This window comes from Hydrogenophaga aromaticivorans (genome assembly GCF_013387465.1).
GTDB classification, from domain to species: Bacteria; Pseudomonadota; Gammaproteobacteria; order Burkholderiales; family Burkholderiaceae_C; genus Hydrogenophaga; species Hydrogenophaga aromaticivorans.
Window position 1 is genome coordinate 897,099 of sequence record NZ_VYGV01000006.1, and the last position, 19,789, is coordinate 916,887.

The 19,789-nt window shown below is 61.9% G+C and carries 19 protein-coding genes and 1 pseudogene; 3 read left to right on the top strand and 17 right to left on the bottom strand.

The features are described 5' to 3' along the window. The first annotated feature begins 299 nt into the window (after positions 1-299). Entirely contained in the window at positions 300-1,253 is a 954-nt protein-coding gene (locus F3K02_RS08565; protein ID WP_177135103.1) for a DMT family transporter, read from the top strand. 16 nt (positions 1,254-1,269) lie between these two features. On the opposite strand, the gene F3K02_RS08570 is transcribed toward F3K02_RS08565, so the two are convergent. Continuing rightward, a complete protein-coding gene (locus F3K02_RS08570; RefSeq protein WP_319005929.1) occupies positions 1,270-1,929 on the bottom strand; it encodes a sulfite exporter TauE/SafE family protein in 660 nt (219 codons plus the stop codon). Positions 1,930-2,087: 158 nt separating this feature from the next. Continuing rightward, entirely contained in the window at positions 2,088-3,467 is a 1,380-nt protein-coding gene (hemN, locus tag F3K02_RS08575) for an oxygen-independent coproporphyrinogen III oxidase (protein WP_226467029.1), read from the bottom strand. A 179-nt stretch (positions 3,468-3,646) separates the two neighbouring features. Here hemN and fnr point away from each other — a divergent pair, with 179 nt between their 5' ends. Further along, complete coding sequence (fnr, locus tag F3K02_RS08580; RefSeq protein ID WP_177135108.1) at positions 3,647-4,366, top strand: fumarate/nitrate reduction transcriptional regulator Fnr; 720 nt, start codon at positions 3,647-3,649, stop codon at positions 4,364-4,366. 78 nt (positions 4,367-4,444) lie between these two features. Here fnr and F3K02_RS08585 read toward each other — a convergent pair whose 3' ends face one another. The 9 genes and pseudogenes from F3K02_RS08585 to F3K02_RS08625 form a co-directional block, all read right to left on the bottom strand. Next, entirely contained in the window at positions 4,445-4,738 is a 294-nt protein-coding gene (locus F3K02_RS08585) for a hypothetical protein (protein WP_177135109.1), read from the bottom strand. 92 nt (positions 4,739-4,830) lie between these two features. Continuing rightward, on the bottom strand, positions 4,831-5,133 hold the full coding sequence (locus tag F3K02_RS08590) for a nitrogen fixation protein FixH (RefSeq protein WP_177135111.1): 303 nt from the start codon (positions 5,131-5,133) through the stop codon (positions 4,831-4,833). Positions 5,134-5,172: 39 nt separating this feature from the next. Then, complete coding sequence (gene ccoG / locus F3K02_RS08595) at positions 5,173-6,546, bottom strand: cytochrome c oxidase accessory protein CcoG (protein WP_177135436.1); 1,374 nt, start codon at positions 6,544-6,546, stop codon at positions 5,173-5,175. Between the two features lie 171 nt (positions 6,547-6,717). After that, the gene (ccoP, locus tag F3K02_RS08600) at positions 6,718-7,626 is read right to left on the bottom strand and encodes a cytochrome-c oxidase, cbb3-type subunit III (RefSeq protein WP_177135113.1); all 909 of its coding nucleotides are present in this window, start codon (positions 7,624-7,626) and stop codon (positions 6,718-6,720) included. 26 nt (positions 7,627-7,652) lie between these two features. Next, positions 7,653-7,790, bottom strand: coding sequence for a cbb3-type cytochrome oxidase subunit 3 (locus F3K02_RS08605; protein ID WP_177135115.1), 138 nt, complete (start codon positions 7,788-7,790; stop codon positions 7,653-7,655). A gap of 184 nt (positions 7,791-7,974) precedes the next feature. Next, positions 7,975-8,586, bottom strand: a pseudogene (gene ccoO / locus F3K02_RS08610) (cytochrome-c oxidase, cbb3-type subunit II); the annotation flags it as partial. Positions 8,587-8,597: 11 nt separating this feature from the next. Continuing rightward, positions 8,598-10,043 carry a cytochrome-c oxidase, cbb3-type subunit I gene (gene ccoN / locus F3K02_RS08615; protein WP_177135120.1) on the bottom strand — a complete coding sequence of 482 codons (1,446 nt, stop codon included), beginning with the start codon at positions 10,041-10,043 and terminating at the stop codon, positions 8,598-8,600. Between the two features lie 67 nt (positions 10,044-10,110). Next, positions 10,111-10,248: a cbb3-type cytochrome oxidase assembly protein CcoS gene (ccoS, locus tag F3K02_RS08620; RefSeq protein ID WP_177135122.1), complete on the bottom strand. Its 138-nt coding sequence runs from the start codon at positions 10,246-10,248 to the stop codon at positions 10,111-10,113. 42 nt (positions 10,249-10,290) lie between these two features. Next, the gene (locus F3K02_RS08625; RefSeq protein WP_246309251.1) at positions 10,291-12,747 is read right to left on the bottom strand and encodes a heavy metal translocating P-type ATPase; all 2,457 of its coding nucleotides are present in this window, start codon (positions 12,745-12,747) and stop codon (positions 10,291-10,293) included. 93 nt (positions 12,748-12,840) lie between these two features. Between F3K02_RS08625 and F3K02_RS08630 the strand changes: the two genes are divergently transcribed. After that, on the top strand, positions 12,841-13,284 hold the full coding sequence (locus F3K02_RS08630; RefSeq protein ID WP_177135124.1) for a universal stress protein: 444 nt from the start codon (positions 12,841-12,843) through the stop codon (positions 13,282-13,284). Positions 13,285-13,405: 121 nt separating this feature from the next. Here F3K02_RS08630 and F3K02_RS08635 read toward each other — a convergent pair whose 3' ends face one another. The 6 genes from F3K02_RS08635 to lgt all read right to left on the bottom strand — a co-directional run bounded on the left by F3K02_RS08635 (position 13,406) and on the right by lgt (position 19,721). Continuing rightward, positions 13,406-14,947 carry a malonate--CoA ligase gene (locus tag F3K02_RS08635; protein WP_177135126.1) on the bottom strand — a complete coding sequence of 514 codons (1,542 nt, stop codon included), beginning with the start codon at positions 14,945-14,947 and terminating at the stop codon, positions 13,406-13,408. 21 nt (positions 14,948-14,968) lie between these two features. Beyond that, positions 14,969-15,736 carry an enoyl-CoA hydratase/isomerase family protein gene (locus F3K02_RS08640; RefSeq protein ID WP_177135128.1) on the bottom strand — a complete coding sequence of 256 codons (768 nt, stop codon included), beginning with the start codon at positions 15,734-15,736 and terminating at the stop codon, positions 14,969-14,971. A gap of 22 nt (positions 15,737-15,758) precedes the next feature. Beyond that, the gene (locus F3K02_RS08645) at positions 15,759-16,748 is read right to left on the bottom strand and encodes a Bug family tripartite tricarboxylate transporter substrate binding protein (protein WP_177135130.1); all 990 of its coding nucleotides are present in this window, start codon (positions 16,746-16,748) and stop codon (positions 15,759-15,761) included. Between the two features lie 36 nt (positions 16,749-16,784). Then, positions 16,785-18,113: a malonyl-CoA decarboxylase domain-containing protein gene (locus F3K02_RS08650; RefSeq protein WP_177135132.1), complete on the bottom strand. Its 1,329-nt coding sequence runs from the start codon at positions 18,111-18,113 to the stop codon at positions 16,785-16,787. Further along, a complete protein-coding gene (locus F3K02_RS08655; RefSeq protein WP_177135134.1) occupies positions 18,110-18,778 on the bottom strand; it encodes a GntR family transcriptional regulator in 669 nt (222 codons plus the stop codon). The genes F3K02_RS08650 and F3K02_RS08655 overlap by 4 nt, the downstream gene beginning before the upstream one ends. 139 nt (positions 18,779-18,917) lie before the next feature. Then, the gene (lgt, locus tag F3K02_RS08660) at positions 18,918-19,721 is read right to left on the bottom strand and encodes a prolipoprotein diacylglyceryl transferase (RefSeq protein ID WP_177135136.1); all 804 of its coding nucleotides are present in this window, start codon (positions 19,719-19,721) and stop codon (positions 18,918-18,920) included. Positions 19,722-19,789 lie beyond the last annotated feature (68 nt).

The window sequence follows — 19,789 nt, forward strand, 5'->3', positions numbered from 1 at the left end:
GAAGAGTTTTGAAAGCTCTTATGTCTTATAGAAGACAAAAAATTATTCCTTTAAAATCAACTATATTTTTATAAAATTCCTCAATGCGGAAAACTTTTTCTTGTATTGAGAAATTTTTGTGCAACGCAAAACATTGCGATTTCACATTGAGGAATGACGCTCTCTCATCCCGGAACAGTAACCGCAGCACGAACCGCGTGCGTTCTCAACAACCGAAAAAGCACGTTTTCAGTGCCCCCAACCTGCGCAGAGTGGGTGCGCAAAGGCATGAAAGCCGCCTTCGGGCATGATCGGCGCCCATGCACGACTCCATCACAGCAAGTCCCGCCGTCAGGCGTTGGTGGGCATATGGCAGCCTGGCTTTGAGCATGTCACTGGTCGGCAGCTATGTGGCTCTGTCCAAACCGCTGGTACTGGTGTTCCCGGTTTTTCTGCTGGCCTGGCTGCGGTTCGGGATCGGGGGGCTCGCCATGTGGCGATGGCTGCGCAAGCCAGCGGACGAAGCCGTCATCTCTCCGCGCACTCGCCACCTGCTGTTCCTGGAATCTTTTCTCGGCAACTTCCTGTTTTCAATCTGCATGCTGTTCGGCGTCAGCTTGACCACGGCCGTGGCGGCCGGTCTGGTGATGTCGTCCATCCCGGCGGTGGTGGCGATATTGAGCTGGCTCTTCCTGAAGGAACGCATCGGACGCCGGACCAGCGCCGCCATCGCGTGTGCCGCGCTCGGCATCGGCTTGTTCTCGCTGCAAAAGCCCGATGCCGGCATCACCGCTACGCCCGAATCCTCCTTCATGGGCCTAGGCTACGCCGTGTGGGGCAACCTGCTCGTGTTCGCCGCGGTCGTGTGCGAAGCGTCCTACGTCGTGATCGGCAAAAAGCTGACCGAAGGCCTTGGGCCCAAACGGATCTCGGCCATCATCAACCTCTGGGGTTTTGCGCTGGTCACGCCGTTTGGCTTGTGGACCGCTTGGCACTTCGACTTCGCCGTGGTCAGTGGTGACATCTGGGCTCTGCTGTTTTTCTATGCATTGGCGGCCAGCGTATGGACCGTCTGGCTGTGGATGACCGGACTGAAGATTGTTCCAGCCTCGCGTGCGGGTGTTTTCACTGTCATGCTTCCGGTGAGCGCTGCGGCCGTTGGCGTGCTGTTCATGGGCGAACGGTTGACGCCCATGCAGATGCTGGCGTTCGGTATCGCGCTCCTGGGACTGATACTGGCCACCCTGCCCGCTCGCCAATCGGCCAAGGGTTGAACTGTTCAGCCGGCGATCACAGGCAAAACAGGCCCGTGGGGTTGGTCAGCCCCATCCAGAGTGCCCAGCCCGACGTCAGCGCCAGTGCCAAGCCGGCCAACCGGATGGCCCAGGCGCCCGACTGACCGCCCCGCAGGCGCAGCAACAACCAGGGTGCGGCCGTCAGGGAAATAGACGTGCCCAAAGAAAAAAGAGCCATGATGGCGGCCCCTTCGAACACGTTCGCAGAGAGCGACGCGACCAGCAAGGCGGAATACAGCAACCCGCACGGCATGAACGCCCAGCCGACCCCCAACACAATGGGGGCACGCGGCCCCAAGCGGGTCAGCACCGGCCGCGCCTTGCGCCACAACGATTGGCCCAGGCTGTCAATCCAGGCAGGTTGGCGCGCCTGCCAGATCAGTGCCAGGCCCAAGAGAAATGCCGCGGCGTGGAACATGGTCCAGACCGGCCGAATCGCTATGGTGTTGGTCCCCAGCACCGCAAGCCCCTGGACGGAACCCGCCGCAAAAGCGCCGAACAGCGAATACCCCAGCATGCGACTGAACTGGAACGTCCACAGCGCCCGCGTGCTGCGCTCGCCTGCCGCGCGGCTGATACCGGCACAGGCTGCGCCGCACATGGCAACACAGTGGGGTCCACCCACGATGCCCATGAACAGGGCCGTGATCGCCATGGAAGTTTGCATGAAGGAACTTTAGCAGCGCGTGGGTGATAGGTGGCGAAGGCAAGTTCTAACCCGCCCCCATGGGTAGTGGGTATTGGTCCCAACCGCACCCGCTCGTGGACACCCCACGTGGGCAAAGACCCGCCACGGGTCCAAAAGCTGACCGTTCAAATGATCTTTGAAAACCGCGCCCGGTCCCGATCAACCTGCAGATTTTTATCAAACACCATGGCAATGGCTCGGACCAGGTACCAACCGGTCGGCGTGACCTGAACACCGCTGTCATCCAGGGTGACCAAGCCGTGTTCGGCCAGTCCGGCCAGCACTTCGAGCTCACGCGCGAAGTAGCTCTTGAAGTCGATCAGGTGACCCAGTTCGATCGATTCGTACTGCAGCTGTCCTTGGCACATGATGGACATGATGACGGCGCGGCGCAGCAGGTCATCCCGCGTGAGCACCAGACCCCGCACGATGGGCAGCTTGCCCTGATCCAGGGCATCGTAATAATCCTCCAGCGTCTTGGCATTCTGGCTGTAGGTGGCTCCGATGCGACCGATGGCGGAAACCCCCAGGGCGATCAGATCGCAGTCGGGCTGCGTGCTGTAGCCCTGGAAGTTGCGGTGCAGGCGGCCCTGACGCTTGGCCACGGCGAGCGCATCTGTCGGCAAGGCGAAATGGTCCATGCCCACATACACATACCCGGCATCGCTCATGGCATCCAGCGATGCAGACAACATGGACAACTTGTCGCCAGGGCTGGGCAGCTCTGCCGAAATGATGCGACGCTGCGGCTTGAAGCGGGAGGGAAGGTGCGCGTAGGCATACAGCGCAATGCGGTCGGGACGCAACTGGTTCACCTGAGCGAGCGTGCGCGCGAACGACTCGGGCGTCTGCAGCGGCAGACCGTAGATCAGGTCCACGTTGACCGACTCAAAACCGATCTTGCGGGCGGTTTCCACCAGCGCGAACACCTGATCGGCAGGTTGCACGCGATGCACCGCCTTCTGAACAGCGGGGTCGAAATCCTGGACACCAAAGCTGAGGCGGTTGAAGCCCAGTCTCGCCAGCGTCTGAAGCCGCTGGTCGGTCACGGTCCGGGGGTCCACCTCGATCGAATACTCTCCGCCCGGCACCAACGTGAAGTTGCGCCGGATCATCGTCATGAGATCCTCAAGCTCTGGATCGGACAAAAAGGTGGGTGTGCCACCACCCAGATGCAGCTGGGACACGCTGTGCCCCTTGCCAAAATGCTGGACCTGCAACTCCACTTCACGCGACAGGTACCGCAGGTATTCAGCCGCCCGTTCGTGGTGCTTGGTGATGACCTTGTTGCAGGCGCAGTAATAACAGACCGACTCGCAGAACGGAATGTGAACGTAGATGCTGAGCGGCAGTGCCAGCGAGCCGGCCCTGCGCTGCTCCAGCGCTTGTATATAGTCGCCCTCGGTAAAGGCTTCGACAAAGCGGTCAGCCGTCGGGTACGAGGTGTACCGCGGACCGGGAACATCGAATCGCTTGAGCAATTCATCGGAAATGGCGTGACTCACAGACTGTTCTCCAATGCTGAACCCTGAATGTGCACCACGCTCGCAAGTCCTCCCTTGATCTTGATCAATCGTGCGCGCATTCGCAAATTTTCGCTCCGGTGAGGGGCGTGGCATACAGGCATTTCCTCGACACAAGTCCCAGCTATGCGTTAAGCTCACCACCGATTTCCGGATAATTTATGGACGCACAAAGCATCAAAGTCGCCTGTTCAAGTTGCAACCTGCGGGAATTGTGTCTGCCCATGGGTCTCAACCCCGACGAGATGGACAAGCTCGACAACGTCATCTCAGCCCGGCGACGCATCAAGCGCGGGTCGGCACTTTTCAATACGGGCGACAGATTCACCTCGCTGTACGCCGTGCGTTCCGGGTTCTTCAAGACCTGCGTCACCACGGCCGATGGCCGGGATCAAGTGACCGGCTTCCAGATGACTGGAGAAATCATCGGCCTGGATGGCATCGTGAGTGACCGCCATTCCTGCGATGCCATCGCACTGGAAGACGCAGAAGTCTGTGTGATGCCGTTTGATCAGGTCGAGGAACTCTCCAGAGAGTTCACCACTCTGCAGCACCATGTGCACAAGATCATGAGCCGCGAAATCGTGCGCGACCACAGCGTCATGTTGCTGCTGGGCAGCATGCGCGCGGAAGAACGCCTCGCGGCCTTCCTGCTGAACCTTGTGCAGCGCCTGCACGCCCGCGGCTTTTCCCAGTCCGAACTGATTCTCAGGATGACCCGAGAAGAAATTGGCAGCTATCTCGGCATGAAGCTGGAGACGGTGAGTCGCACTTTTTCCAAGTTCGTGGAAGAAGGCATCATTGAAGTCAAACAGCGTTACGTCCACATCAAGAACACCGAGGGCCTCCGGTTGATCGTGAACCCGCCGACCTGCCCCTGAACCCAGTTCACTCAAGACAAAAGCCCCAGCGAATGACAGCTCGCTGGGGCTTTTTTCTTGAAGTGGCCGCAGGGGCGTTCAGCCGCAAGATCCGTTCTTGGCGCAATCCTGGGGCCGCTGATCCTGCGGGACCGGACACCGGTTGACTTCAAATGGCGACATGGACAACAGGGTGGTGAGTGCGCTTGACACCATGGCTACCAGCCAGAAAGTGAAAAACGCCAAGGTATAGACCGCTGGGCGAGACAACTCCAACGGCGAGCCAAACCAGTGGAGATCGCTGGGATCGATCATGGCGAAAACGATCATCTCCAGCACCGCAGCGACCAGAAAGGCTGGCCACGCTATCCACATCCATCTTTGAGCGGTCATTCCTGTTTCTCCTCGGGTGCTGTTGTGATCGATTCCACGCATCAAAACCGGTGCAAAGGCGCCATCTCAGCCTCAGGACTACACAGATCTCGCTACTCCTTCGAGGGCGGGACGACAGGAGAAGCGGCGTGGTTACGTGCCTGGTGGGCCGGTTGAAGTTTGATCAGTGCCTCGGCCCGCGCTTGTCCATCCAACGACTGGGCCGCCTTCAGGTCCCGCTCAAAGTCGACTTTGTTCAGAACAGGGTCAGCGCCCTCCACGGCTATGACGGCCGTGATGATGGCTGCTACCACCACCACCAGTGGCCCACCCACCACCAGCCACATGTGGGGAACGCGCCACCAGGGAGTGGGCTGGTGTTCACTGGAAGGCGTTTTGAGTGTTGTGGTGTTCATAGATATCTCTGAGTCTGGTTGACTGCTGAAAAGCGGTGCTCAACGTGGCACCAGGAAGGCAGCCTTTTCTGTGACAGATACACCATCATCCTCGGCAGCCTTGATTTCGAAATGGATCGGGTGCGACCCGGTGTCTGCTGCACCCGGGGGAACCTGCACCCGGATGACCGCAGATCGCACTTCCGTCGGCAAGACCTCAATCTCCGATTCCGACGCAATGGTGATACCAGGCAGCCCAGAAACGCTGATCACATAACGTTGCGTGCTCTCGGTCGCATTCATCACCTGCAAACGGAAGACATTTTCGATGCGGCCTTGTTCAACCATGCGAGCCAGCGCGCCGCGGTCCCGGATCACGTCCACCTTGAGCGGTTTTCGAAGAAACAGGCTGATCATGACAGCGAACGTGATCGCCAGCAGAATGCCCGTATAAACCAGCACCCGTGGGCGCATGGCCCGACGGATCATCTGCTGGGTATTCCAGCCTTGCGCGATGCCGTTCTGGGTCGAGTACTTGACCAGTCCACGCGGATAGCCAACCTTGTCCATCACTTCGTCGCACACATCGATACAGGCACCGCAACCGATGCACTCGTACTGAAGGCCATTGCGGATATCGATACCCGTCGGACAAACCTGAACACACAACGTGCAGTCCACACAGGACCCCAGACCCAGCGCCTTGGGGTCCGCTTTCTTCGAGCGAGGGCCTCGCGGCTCCCCGCGCTTTTCGTCGTAGGTCACGATCATCGTGTCCTTGTCGAACATCGCACTCTGGAAACGTGCGTAAGGGCACATGTACTTGCAGACCTGTTCACGCATGAAGCCTGCGTTGCCATAAGTGGCAAAACCGTAGAAGAAGATCCAGAAGGTCTGCCACGGGCCCAGCGATGCAGCCAGCGAGACCGCCGCCAGCTCCCGAATCGGCGTGAAGTAGCCGACAAAGGTAAAACCGGTCCACAACGAGAACAGTATCCAGAGCACGTGCTTCGACCACTTCTTGCCGAACTTGCCGGCTGAAAACGCCGAATCATCCAGGCGCATGCGAGCCGAGCGATCGCCCTCGACTTTTTTCTCGATCCAGAGAAAAATTTCTGTGTAGACCGTCTGCGGGCAGGCATAACCACACCACAAACGTCCGGCGACAGCCGTGAACAGAAACAATGCCAGAGCGGCAATGACCAGAAGACCCGTCAGGTAGATGAAGTCCTGCGGATACAACACCAGGCCAAAAATGTAAAAGCGGCGCGCCTCAAGATCGAAGAGCACCGCCTGTCGAGCATTCCACTCGAGCCAGGGCAAACCGTAAAAAACGATCTGGGTGATCCAGACCGTGATCCAGCGCCACTGAGAAAACAGACCCGAGACAGATCGTGGGTATATCTTCTTGCGCGAGGCGTAGAGTGAAACCATGACCTCATCGTCGGCAGGAACCCCTTTGGGTGGAGGCTCCGGGACGATGGGAATGGTGGTGGTCGGATTGGCGCTGGTGGCTGGCTTGGCGGAACTCACGAAAAACCCGAAGTAGGAAAATGGAAAAGAGTCGCAGCGGTCGAATCGACCGCTGCGACTCTCTTTAAACGCTCAATTGGCCGCTTTGTTGGACATGCCCCAGACATAGGAGGCCAGCACATTGATCTGAGCTTCGTTCAGCAAGGCCGACTGACCAGGCATCTGGTTGTTGAACCCGTTGTTCACAGCGCGCACGATGGCTTCTTCGCCCCAGCCGTGAAGCCAGATACCGTCGGTCAGGTTGGCTGCACCCACCGCAGCCATGCCCTTGCCGTCCATGCCATGGCATGCCGCACAAGCAGCGAACTTCTCTTTACCTTGAGTGGCCCGCACGGAGTCGTGAGGGCTGCCAGACAGGCTCAGCACATAGTTCGCCACGTTGCGCACGTCTTCAGCGCTACCCACCGCAGCTGCCATCGGAGGCATGACACCGATGCGGCCCTGCGTGATGGTTGTCTTGATGGTCGCATGATCGCCTCCGCCCAGCCAGTCCTTGTCCGTCAGGTTGGGGAAGCCTTTGGCACCACGGGCATCAGAACCATGGCACTGGGCACAGTAATTCATGAACAGGCGCTCACCGATCGCCATGGCTTCGGAGTCACCGGCCATCTGCTCGGGCGTCATCCCGCTGAATTTGGCGTAAATGGGGGCAATTGCGGCCTCCACCTTGGCAACTTCAGCGGTGTGCTGACCCCGTGAAGTCCAGCCGAGCACACCCTGGAATTTGCCGAACATGGGATACAACGCACCGTAAGCCAGCGCGAAGAGGACCGTGATGACGAACAGGTACACCCACCACTTGGGCAACGGGTTGTTCATTTCCGCCAGGTCGCCGTCCCAGACATGCCCGGTGGTGTTGTCTGCATGGGTGTTCGCTTTCGTGGTGCCGCTGATCCAGAGCAGGATCAGGCAGGCGAGGATGCTGACCAGCGTCAGTCCACCCACGTAGAGGTGCCAGAAATCACTTGTAAAGTCGCTCATGATGTTTCTCTTGTTGGTGCCGCGGTTTAGTCGTCAGTGAAGGGCAGTTGCGCTGCCTCGTCAAAACCGGCTTGGTTGCGTTTGGACCATGCCCAGACCACGATGCCCACGAAGGTCAGCAGGCTGACCACCGTGACGGCGCTGCGGAGATCGTTGATGTCCATGGCGGGACCTCCTTGTTTATTGGTTGGTACCAGTCGCCGCGGCGGGAGCCGGTGCAGCAGCCGGATCGGCTGGCGCTGCAGGTGCAGCCGCCTCGGTCGCGGGAGCTACTTCGGCAGCAGCTGGAACCGCATCGGCGGTAGCAGCTGCTGGAGCGACCATGGCAGCTGGGCGGCTGGCGCTGCGAGCGGTGCCCAGCACCTGCAAGTATGCGATGACAGCGTCCATCTGGGTCTTGCCCTTCACCGCCTCGACCGACTGTGCGATCTCTTCGTCGGTATAGGGAGCGCCCAGCGTGCGCAGCACTTCCATGCGCTTGGGCATAACGTCCGCGTTCACGGCCTTCCCACCCAGGAATGCGTACGCCGGCATGTTCGATTCGGGCACCACATCACGTGGGTTGGTCAAGTGAGTACGGTGCCACTCATCGCTGTAGCGCCCCCCCACGCGGTGAAGGTCAGGACCGGTGCGCTTGGAACCCCACTGGAACGGACGATCGTAGACAAATTCGCCAGCCACCGAGTAAGGGCCATAACGCAGCGTTTCAGCCTGAAACGGACGGATCATCTGCGAGTGGCAGTTGTAGCAACCTTCACTCACATAGACGTCACGACCCGCCAGTTGCAGTGCGCTGTAAGGCTTCAGGCCTTCGATCGGCGTGGTGGTGGACTTCTGGAAGAACAGAGGAACAATTTCGACCAGACCACCCACGGCCACCACGAGCGTGATCAACACGATCATGAGGAAGTTGTTGGTCTCGATCCGTCCGTGGCCTTCGACTTTTTCGTTGTTTGCCATGTTTGTACTCCTCAGGCGTGTGCGGGGTTGACGGCGAGGACGGGCACGTCCACAACACGGCCCTGACGCATCGTCATGATGACGTTCCAGAGCATGACCAGCATGCCGCTGAGGTACAGCACGCCACCCAGCAGACGGATCACATAGAACGGGAAGGTGGCTTTCACCGACTCGACAAAGGTGTAGGTCAGGCTGCCGTCGGGGTTGACCGAGCGCCACATCAGACCTTGCATCACACCGGCAATCCACATCGCGGCGATGTAGAGCACGATGCCGATGGTGGCCACCCAGAAGTGCAGCTCAATGGCGGGCACCGAATACATTTTCTTCTGGCCAAACAGGCGAGGAATCAGGTAATACAGCGAACCCATGGATACCAGACCCACCCAGCCCAGAGCACCCGAGTGCACGTGACCCACGGTCCAGTCGGTGTAGTGCGACAGCGCGTTGACGGTCTTGATGGACATCATCGGACCTTCGAAGGTGGACATGCCATAGAACGACAGGGACACGATCAGGAAGCGCAGGATGGGGTCGTCACGCAGTTTGTGCCAGGCACCCGACAGGGTCATGATGCCGTTGATCATGCCGCCCCAGCTGGGCGCCAGCAGGATCAGGGAGAACACCATGCCGACCGATTGCGTCCAGTCAGGCAGTGCGGTGTAGTGCAGGTGGTGAGGACCCGCCCACATGTAGGTGAAGATCAGCGCCCAGAAGTGGACGATGGACAGGCGGTAGGAGTAAACCGGACGCTCGGCCTGCTTGGGGATGAAGTAGTACATCATGCCCAGGAAGGCGGCGGTCAGGAAGAATCCGACCGCGTTGTGGCCGTACCACCATTGCACCATGGCGTCTTGCACGCCAGCATAGGCCGAGTAGGAGTGCGTGGCACCGGTCGGGATAGCCAGGTTGTTGAAGATGTGCAACAGCGCGATGGTGATGATGTAGGCACCAAAGAACCAGTTCGCTACGTAAATGTGTTTGACCTTGCGGATACCGACAGTACCGAAGAACACGATCGCATACGACACCCAGACCACCGTGATCAACAGGTCGATCGGCCAGATCAGTTCGGCGTATTCCTTACCCTGAGTCAGACCCAAAGGCAATGAAACAACAGCCGACACGATCACGGCGTTCCAGCCCCAGAACGTCAGCCAGGCCAGCTTGTTCGAGAACAAGGCGGTGTGGCAGGTTCGCTGAACCACGTAGTAGCTGGTTGCAAACAGCACCGACCCACCAAACGCAAAAATCACCGCGTTGGTGTGTAGCGGACGTAGGCGACCATAGGTCAGCCATTCAATGCCCATATTGAGCTCGGGCCAGGTCAATTGGGCCGCGATGATTACACCCACCAGCATGCCCACCACGCCGTAGATCACGGACATGACGGCAAACCCGCGGACCACACTATCGTTGTAGACCGCCGGTTGGCTGGTCTTCGTTGTCACGGACATACAGAACTCCTCATAAATGTCACTTGGCGAGTGTCTACAGGCACCCGGCTAATCGCCTTGACTTAAGTCAATCACCTCGGAGAATGCGCTCGCCTTCTCGTTCGATGTTGTCAAACTGCCCCGCATGGAGCGCCCACCAGAAAATGCCGATGATGGCGAAGACCAGAACCACGGAGAGCGGGACCAGCAAATACAAAACGTCCATGGTGAAGCCTCTGGAAATCTGAGTTCAAAAACAGGCGCGATCTTACGCCGGCCACTCCATACCTGGCCGGGTATCTGTGCGTCGGACAGGAATATGGGTCGTCAGCCGCAACGCGTTGCCGATGACCAACAAGGAACTGCCCGCCATACCCAAACCGGCCAGCCATGGCGGCATCCAGCCGATCAGGGCCATCGGGATACTGACCACGTTGTAGAGCGCAGCCCATATCAGGTTCTGACGCACGATGCGCATCGTGGACCTGGCCAGCTTCAGCGTCAAGACCACGTCCATGACCTCGCCGCCCTGGATCACATAGTCCGACTGGGCCTGAGCCAGAGGGGCTGCGTGCCCAAGAGCGAACGAGGTGTCGGCACGCGCCAGCACCGGTCCGTCGTTCAGGCCATCGCCAACCATGGCCAGGCGACGGCCCTGGGACTGCAGGTTCACCACCTCGGCCAGCTTTTGTTCCGGCGTGGCGCTGGCGATGACATGGTCCACGCCCACCGCCTGCCCGACCTGGCGCGCGGCAGCTTCGCGGTCACCCGACAGCAACCAAGTCTCAATGCCCAACTTGCGCAAGGCTGCTATGGCCGCCTTGGCGTCCTCGCGCAAGCCTTCCTGCAATTCGAATGTCGCCAGCCAGCCCTGGTCGTCAGCCAGATGGGCTTGAGGCGCGCCGTCTGCTTCGTCGGAAGATCCAAGGCTCACGCCACAAAATGCCGCCGAGCCCAGGCGCAGTCGCCCACCATCAGCCAGGATCGCCTGCATGCCTTGACCGGCCACCTCCTGCATGTCCCTGAAGCCGATGGGTCCATGGTCCACACCGGCCGCATCGGACTGCGCCTGCACCAGCGCTCGCGATACGGGGTGCAGTGAGCCCTGCGCCAGCGAAGCCGCCAGCAACAGCGCGTGGGCCGCATCGACGCCTTCACGGGTGCGCACCGCTTGAAGCTTCAGCTGATCGTGGGTGAGTGTTCCGGTCTTGTCAAAAATCACGGTGTTGATCCCGGCGAGGGACTCAAAGGCCTGCAGGCGGCGAACCAGAATGCCCCGCCGGGCCAGCGCCCCGGCCGACGTGAGCATGGCGGCCGGCGTCGCCAGCGAGAGCGCACACGGACACGTGACGATCAACACCGCCACCGCCACCGCCAGCGCTTTGCTGTGATCAATCTGCCACCAGTACCAGCCAGCGAAGGCCGCCGCCAGGAGCACCAGCACGAGAAACGGCGCGGCAATGCGATCCGCCAGAACGGCCAGCCGCGGCTTTTCGGTGGACGCTTTTTCCATCAGCGCAACGATCTGTGCAAAGCGGGTGTCGCGCCCCAGACGCTGAACAGCCACCTGCACAGGGCCGCCCAGGTTGAAGCTGCCCGCCACCACAGCCTGGCCGCACGTGCGCACGACCGGACGTGACTCGCCCGTCAGCAGGGCTTCGTCAACCGTCGCGGACTCGCTGCGTATCTCGCCATCGCCGGGAAATGCCTGACCCGCCTGAACACGCACCACATCGCCCACCACGAGTCGCCGCACCGAAACCGACTCAAAGTTCCCGTCGGGCTTCATCCGCTCGCAGACCTCGGGCAGGCGGTTCATCAGGCTGTCGAGTGCACCCGCAGTGCGGTCACGCGCCTTGAGCTCCAGATAGCGACCACCCAGCAGGAAAAATACGAACATGGTCAGCGAGTCGAACCAGACCTCATGCCCCCAGGGACCGTTCGGATCGAACGTCGCAGCCGAGCTCGCGATGAAGGTCACCAGAATGCCGATGGACACGGGGGTGTCCATACCCACCCGGCCACGCATGAGGTCGCGCCAGGCACTGCTGAAAAACGGGCCACTGGCAAAAAACACCACCGGCAAGCTCAACACCCAACTGGCCCAACGCAGCAACTGGTCAATGTCAGGGGGAATCTCACCAGGCGTGGCCACGTAGGCGGGCCATGCGTACATCATGACCTGCATGGCGCAGAAACCGGCCACGAACAAACGCCACAGCGCACGACGGGTTTCGCGCAGACGTTCGCTGATGGACAGCGCTTGTTGCATCGGCAGCAGCCGGTAGCCGGTCTCTCCGACCACTTGCGCCAGGCTGGACATGCGGGTCAGGGTCGGGTCCCAGCGCACGGTCAGGCGTCTTGTGGCGGCATGCACCTGGGCAAGCTGCACACCGGGCAGATCTTGCAATGCGCATTCAACCGTGTCGGCACACGCCGCGCAATACATGCCCTGCACCATCAACACCGACTCCGCCACCTGGTGGCCATCGACTTCGGAAAATTCGGTGAAATCCTGCTGTTCGACCGGATCGTCCAGAACAGCGAAATTGTCGGTGACGGTGAGCGGGCCCCGGTGCGCGCCAAACAGACTGGGCGCAGCAGCGCCCTCACCCGTTTGCTCGACGCGACCAGAGGCCGAAGGATCGCTGGGCAAGGAACGCCCAAGCGACAGCCCCACCGGGGGCGCGGTGACGGCCTCGTTCATGCGCTGAGGGTAATTCAACAGGTGCTCCAGGCGCTTGATTTAAGTCAACCGCTCCGGGGCGGTCTTTGTTAGCCTATTGTCTGTCCAACAACAATTTCACTGGAGAACAGCATGTACAAGCGCATCCTCGTGGCGACCGACGGCTCCAAACTGTCGCAAATGGCCGTCGAACACGCCATCAATCTGGCCGATATCACAGGCGCCGAAGTGGTGGCACTCAAGGTGGTGCCACGCTATCCGCAGACCTATTTTGAAGGAGGTGTGGCGCTTGCCGCGGCGGAAGTGGCCCGTATCGAAAAGCAGTGGCAGGACGAAGCCATGGAGGCGGTCAACGCCGTGAAGTCGGCGGGACAGCTGCGCGAAGTGAAGGTCAAGCCGATCACCGTGAAATCCGATCTGATCGCCGAAGCCATCATCGCGGCAGCCAAGCGAAACAAATGTGACCTGATCGTGATGGCCTCGCATGGTCGTCGAGGCCTCAAACGCCTGCTGCTGGGCAGCGAAACCCAGCAGGTGCTGACGCATTCTCACACGCCTGTGCTGGTGCTCCGGTAACCCCCGCGCCGCCTTCGGCGGCATCCCCCGGGCAACGCGAACGGACTGGCAGCGCCGGTTCCGCCGCGTTCTGGGCTTTGTTCACGCGCTCCGGATGTCACACCGCAGCGCGTTTCTTTTTTCAGGCGAACTCGCTTTTGTACCGCTCGCGCAGCAGGTTCTTCTGCACTTTGCCCATGGTATTGCGGGGCAGTTCGTTCACCACGAAGCAGCGTTTGGGGATCTTGAAGTTCGCCAGCCTGGCTTTCAGGTCGGCGATCACCCGCTCGGGCTGCACCGTGGCGCCGGGCCTGGCGATGATGACGGCCACGCCCGCCTCGCCAAAGTCCGGGTGCGGCACGCCGACCACGGCACTCTCGGCCACGCCGGGCATTTCGTTGATGGTGCCCTCAATCTCGGCCGGGTAGACGTTGTAGCCGCCCGAGATGATCAGGTCCTTGCTGCGGCCGACGATGGTCACGTAGCCGTCAGCGTCCACCTTGCCCACATCGCCGGTCTTGAAAAAGCCGTCGGCCGTGAACTCCTCGGCCGTTTTCTCGGGCATGCGCCAGTAGCCCTTGAACACGTTGGGGCCGCGCACCTGAATGCCGCCGATCTCCCCCGGCGACACGGCTTTGCCGTCGTCTTCCACCACGCGCAAGGTCACGCCCGGCAGCGGGAAGCCCACGGTGCCTCCGCGCCGCTCCGTCGCACCGCCGTAACGCGCATCCGGACCGCAGGGGTTGGACGTGAGCATCACCGTCTCGCTCATGCCGTAGCGCTCCAGGATGGTGTGCCCGGTGCGGCGCTGCCAGTCGGTGAAGGTTTCGATCAGCAGCGGTGCCGAGCCGGCGATGAAGAGACGCATGTGAGCGGTCTGAGCCAACGTGAGCGTCGGTTCGGCCAGCATGCGCACGTACAGCGTGGGTACGCCCATGAAGACCGTGGCCTCCGGGAATTTGGCGATCACCCGCCTGGGATCGAACCTGGACAGCCAGATCATCTTGCTGCCGTTGATCAGCGCGCCGTGGATGGCCACGAACAGGCCGTGCACGTGGAAGATGGGCAGTGCATGGATCAGCACATCGTCGGGCTGCCACTGCCAGTAGTCGCGCAGCATCACGGCGTTGGTGCGCATGTTGCCGTGCGTGAGCATGGCGCCCTTGCTGCGCCCGGTGGTACCGCTGGTGTAGAGGATGGCAGCGACGTCATCGTCCTGCCGCACCGCTGGCGTGTGGTGGTCGCTCTGGTGGGCGGCGCGCTCCAGCAGGCTGCCGCTGCGGTCATCGCCAAGGGTCAACACGTATTTCGTGCCCGCGGTAAAGGCGATCTTGCTGACCCAGCCGTGGTTCTGCGGGCTGCAGACCACCACGGCCGGTTCGGCGTTGCCGATGAAGTATTCGATCTCTGCACTCTGGTAGGCGGTGTTGAGCGGCAGGAACACATGGCCGGCGCGCAAGGTGGCGAGGTAGAGCACCATGGCCTCGACCGACTTTTCCACCTGCACCGCGATGCGCGAGGCGGCGGGCAGCTCCAGCGAATCGAGCAGGTTGGCCATCATGGCGGTGGCGCGGTCGAGGTCGCGCCAGGAATACGTCAGGCCGTCGTCGGTCTCCAAGGCTGTGCGGTCGAGATCGGCGGGGAAGGCGTCGCGCAGCGCGACGAACAGGTTCTGGTTGCTCATGGGTGGATCGGGTAGAAACGTTCAGAAGTTGGGTGGACGTTTGGCCAGGAAGGCCGCGATGCCTTCGCGGTGCTCGGGGCTGTCGGCGTAGTCGTAGGCGGTGGGCAGCAGCGCTTCGGCCCCCTGCCCGCCCGCGAGCGCACGCAGGGCCAGTTTGTTCAGCCGGGCTGCCTGCGGGGCCAGGCGCGTCATGCGCTGGGCGCGTTGCAAGGCTTCTGTCGCAACGTCGGCGTCGTGCAGCACGGTCTGCAGGAAGCCTCGTACCAGCATCGTGGGCGCGTCGAGCACTGCGGCCTCCAGCAGCATCTGGCGCGCCGTGGCGAGGCCGACCTCGCGCGCGACCAGCTCGGCCTCGCGTGGCGCCATGGGAAAGCCCAGCTTGGCAATCGGTGCGCCAAAGCGGGCACCCTGCCCCGCCACGCGGATGTCGCCGCAGCAGGCGATCTCCACGCCGGCGCCCATGCAGTTGCCCTCGATCTGCGCCACGATGGGCAGGTCGCAGGCCAGCATGGCCGAGAGGCCGCCCCAGACATCGTTCTCGTGGAAGTCGCGCAAGCCCCCGGGATGGAAACGGAAGTCGCTGTACTCGGCGATGTCACCGCCTGCACAGAAATGCCCGCCCTCGCCCGCCACCAGCACGACACGCACGTCGGTGCGTTGCTGCAGCTCGGTGAACACCTGCCGCAGTTCGCGCCACATCGCGCGCGACATGGCGTTGAACTTGGCCGGGTTCGACAGCGTCACCCGTGCGACGGCGCCATCGATCTTCAGACGGACATGACCGGACATGCGATCCTTTGATGTGAGAGTCTCAGTCGAGCTTGGCGCCGGATGCCTGGACCACCTGGGCCCACTTGCGGATTTCGCCCTTGACGAAGCCATCGAACTGCGCACCCGTCAGGTTGGGAAACTCGGCGCCCTGGGATGTCCAGACGGCCTTGGCCTCGTCGGCCTGTGCGGCCTTGCGGATTTCTTCAATGGCTCGGGCTTGTGCATCGGCGGGCGTGCCTTTGGGCGCCCAGATGCCGTACCAGGTGGTCACGTTGTAATCGGGCAGACCCAGCTCGGCCGCGCTCGGCACGTCAGGGAACGCTGCGCTGCGCTTATTGCCCGAGACCATGAGTGCCTTGATACGGCCGCCCTTGATGTGACCGGCCGAAGAACCCAGGCCGTCAAACATCATGTCGACGTTGCCGGCAATCAGGTCGTTGAGCGCGGGCCCAGCACCTCGGTAGGGGATGTGGGTGATGAAGGTCTTGCTCTGCTGCTTGAAGAGTTCGCCCGCCAGGTGGTGCGAGGTGCCGGCGCCAGCCGATCCGTAGTTGAGCTTGCCCGGTCTGGACTTGACCTGTGCAAGGAAAGCCTTGAAATCCATGCCGCCGTATTGTTTGGTGTTCACCACCAGCACCTGTGGCACGCTGGCCACCAGGATCAGGGGCACCAGGTCCTTTTCGATGTCGTAGTCCAGCTTGGGGTACATGCTGGGGGCGATGGTGTGGTGCACCGCGCCCATGAACAGCGTGTAGCCATCGGGTGCCGCCCGCGCGGCAATACCGGCGCCCAGCGTGCCACCGGCACCGCCGCGGTTGTCGATCACCAGCGCCTTACCAGCGAGGCGTGTGAACTGGGCCCCCAGCGGGCGGGCAAACGCGTCGGTGCCGCCGCCGGCCGGGAAAGGCACGATCAAGGTCACCGGTTTGCTGGGCCAGGCGCCCTGCGCATGGCCGGTGCTGCCATAGACAGCCAGGCCGGCCGCCGCCGCGCGCAACACATCCCGCCGATTGAATCCGTTTGTCTGCATGGGTTTGTCTCCGTTGTGGTTGTGGAAAAGTGGGCGTCAGGGAAGCAGATCCTTGATCGATGGCGCGACCGGGATCTTGCTTTGCGCGAGGGCGGCCCGGTTTTTGTCGAGCTTCTTGGGATCGTAGAGGTAGTTGACCATCAGGCCGTAGGACTGCTTGAAGCCCTTGGCCGACGGATCGGCCGCCCAGTTCAGGCGCTCGACCCGGGCACCGTTGCCCAGATGAAAACGGGCCACCGGGTCCAACGGTTTGCCGTCCTTGAGCTCCTGGGCCAGGTAGCGCGCGGCCCATTGCTTGAGGGCCACGCGCGGCGCCGATTTTTCGGCCAGTTCGGGGGCTGCTTCCCAAGCCTGCAGCAACTCTGCGGGTGCGTTCTTGTTCAGCCAGCCCCGCAGACCGGGAATCGGCGAAAGCGTCGCAAATGTCTTGAGGCGCGGAAACTCTTCGTGCAGGCTTTCCACCACGCGCTTGATCAGCGAGTCGCCAAAGCTCACGCCACGCAGCCCGGCCTGGGTGTTGCTGATCGAGTAGAAGATGGCGGTGGTGGCTCGACCCAGATCGGCCGGTGCTGCGGATTCGTCCAGCAGCGGCGTGATGCTGGCGGCGATCTCATTGATCAGCGCCACCTCAACGAAGATCAGCGGCTCACCCGGCAGGCGCGGGTGAAAAAAGCCGTAGCAGCGTCGATCACTGTCGAGCCGGTTTTTCACATCGTCCCAGCTGCGGATGTCGTGCACCGCCTCGTATTTGATGAGCTTTTCCACCAGCGAAGCGGGCGAGTCCCAGCTGATGCGGCGCAGCTCGAGGAAGCCCACATCGAACCAGGTGGAGAACATGTACTCCATCTCCACGTCCAGCGCCAGCAGGCGCTTGTCGGCTTTCAACAGGGACTGCATCTCGGCGCGCAGGTTCACCAGAAAGGGAATGCCGTCCGGGTGGGCACTGAAGCGCTGCAGCAGGCGCCGGCGAGGCGACACCGTCGCGCGCCGGTACAACACCTCGGCAGCGGCTTCGTCGGGCGTGCCCACCGCGGCCGCGTAGTCCACCTGAGCAGCCTTCACCTGCTCGGGGTCGGCCACGAACCGTTCACTCATGAGCAGCCACAGGTCACGCCGGTGGGCTGCCGAAGCACTGGCATACCAGTCAATCAAGGCCCCTGCGCGCCGCCCACCTTCGACCTCGCTCACCAGTGGATCGACGATGGCTTTGAGCTCGTCAAGCTTGTGGCGCAGGGCGCGCGGCGACATGGCCTCTTCGCCCTGGCGCAGCCGGGCCTTGAGCCGGTCCTGCGTGGACCGCGCCGCCACCGGTGCCGGTTTGCGCAGACGTGCGACGTGTTCGGACAGCCATTCGCGGGTGTTCATGCCGTGATCCTCGACTTCTGGTTGCGGGCGAGTTCGCGCAGCGCCACGCGCTGGCGGGTCAGGTGGGTGCGCATTGCGGCTTCGGCGCCCTCGGCGTCGTGCGCCTTGAGCGCGGCGTACACCGCCATGTGTTCAGACAGGCTTTGCTCCAGGCGTCCCGGCGCGTGCAGCTGCTGCAGGCGCGCGAGCTTGACGATCTTGCGCAGATCGCCGATCACCTGCGCCAGCCAGCGGTTGTTGGCCAACAGGATGATGGCTTCGTGGATCGCGAAGTTGGTTTCGTAGTATTCGGTGATGCGCTTGCCTTTGGCGTTGCGCTGCAGGCGGTCGTGCAACTGCTCCAGCGCAGCCAGGTCGGCGTCGGTGGCATTGCGCGCGGCCTCGAAAGCGCAGCGCCCTTCCAGCAGTGCGATGACTGGAAAAATTTCGTCCAGATCCTGCTCGGTGATCTGGCTCACAAAGCAACCCCGGCGCGGTTCATGGCGCAACAGGCCCTCGGCCGTCAGCACCTTGAGCGCCTCTCGCAGCGGTGTTCGCGAGATGGACAGCTCGGCGCACAACGCGGACTCATCGATGAAACTGCCGGGCACCAGTGCACCCGCAAAAATCCGGTCGCGCAGCTTCGCAGCCACTTCATCGTGCAGAGAGTTGGGCACCAGTCGCATTTGTGATTATCTGTAATTACAGATAATGCTAACCAGAGGGCAAGCCTCTGGCGCCGGGAATTACCCGCACCCCGATGCTGACGAAGCGGCGGAGTTGCGGAGGGACAGGCCCGCGATGGCGCCTGTCAAAACCGGCGGCTCAGGTGCGTCGACCGCACCACCACCAAAGCCCCACCCCACCCACGATCATGGGCACGCAGAGCCACTGGCCCATGCTCATGCCCAGCGTGAGCAGCCCCAGGTGGGCATCGGGCTCGCGGAAGAATTCGGCGATGAAGCGGAACACGCCGTAGCCGAACAGGAAGACCGCGCTCACCCGCCCGGTTGCCCGCGGCTTGCGCGCGTAGAGCCACAACAGCACAAAGAGCAGCACGCCTTCCATGAGGAACTGGTAGACCTGCGAAGGGTGGCGCGGCAGATCACCCGCGCCGCGAAACACCATGCCCCAGGGCAGCGACGGATCGGCCACACGGCCCCACAACTCGCCGTTGATGAAGTTCCCCACGCGACCCGCCGCCAGCCCTGTGGGCACGCAGGGCGCCACAAAGTCCATCACCTGAAGCCAGGGCCGCTGGCGGCTGCGTGCGTACCAGACCATCGCCAACAGCACCCCCAGCATGCCGCCGTGAAAGCTCATGCCCCCCTGCCAGACCGCAAACACCTCCAGCGGGTGGCTCAGGTAGTACGCGGGTTTGTAAAACAGGCAGTAGCCGATGCGGCCACCGACCACCACGCCCATGACGCCGAGGAAGAGGATGTCTTCGACATCGCGCGAAGTCCACGGCTGGGGTTGGCGGATGGAAGCAAACGGCTCGTGCTTCAGGCGCGCGCGACCGAGCAGCACAAAGAGCGCAAACGCCGCGAGGTAGGTCAGCCCGTACCAGTGAATGGCCAGGGGGCCGAGTTGCAGCGCGACGGGATCGATCTGGGGATGAATCAGCATGGCAGCGATTGTGCACGCTGACCGTGCAGCATACAGGTGACCGGGCTGTCCACACGCCAAAAACAAAC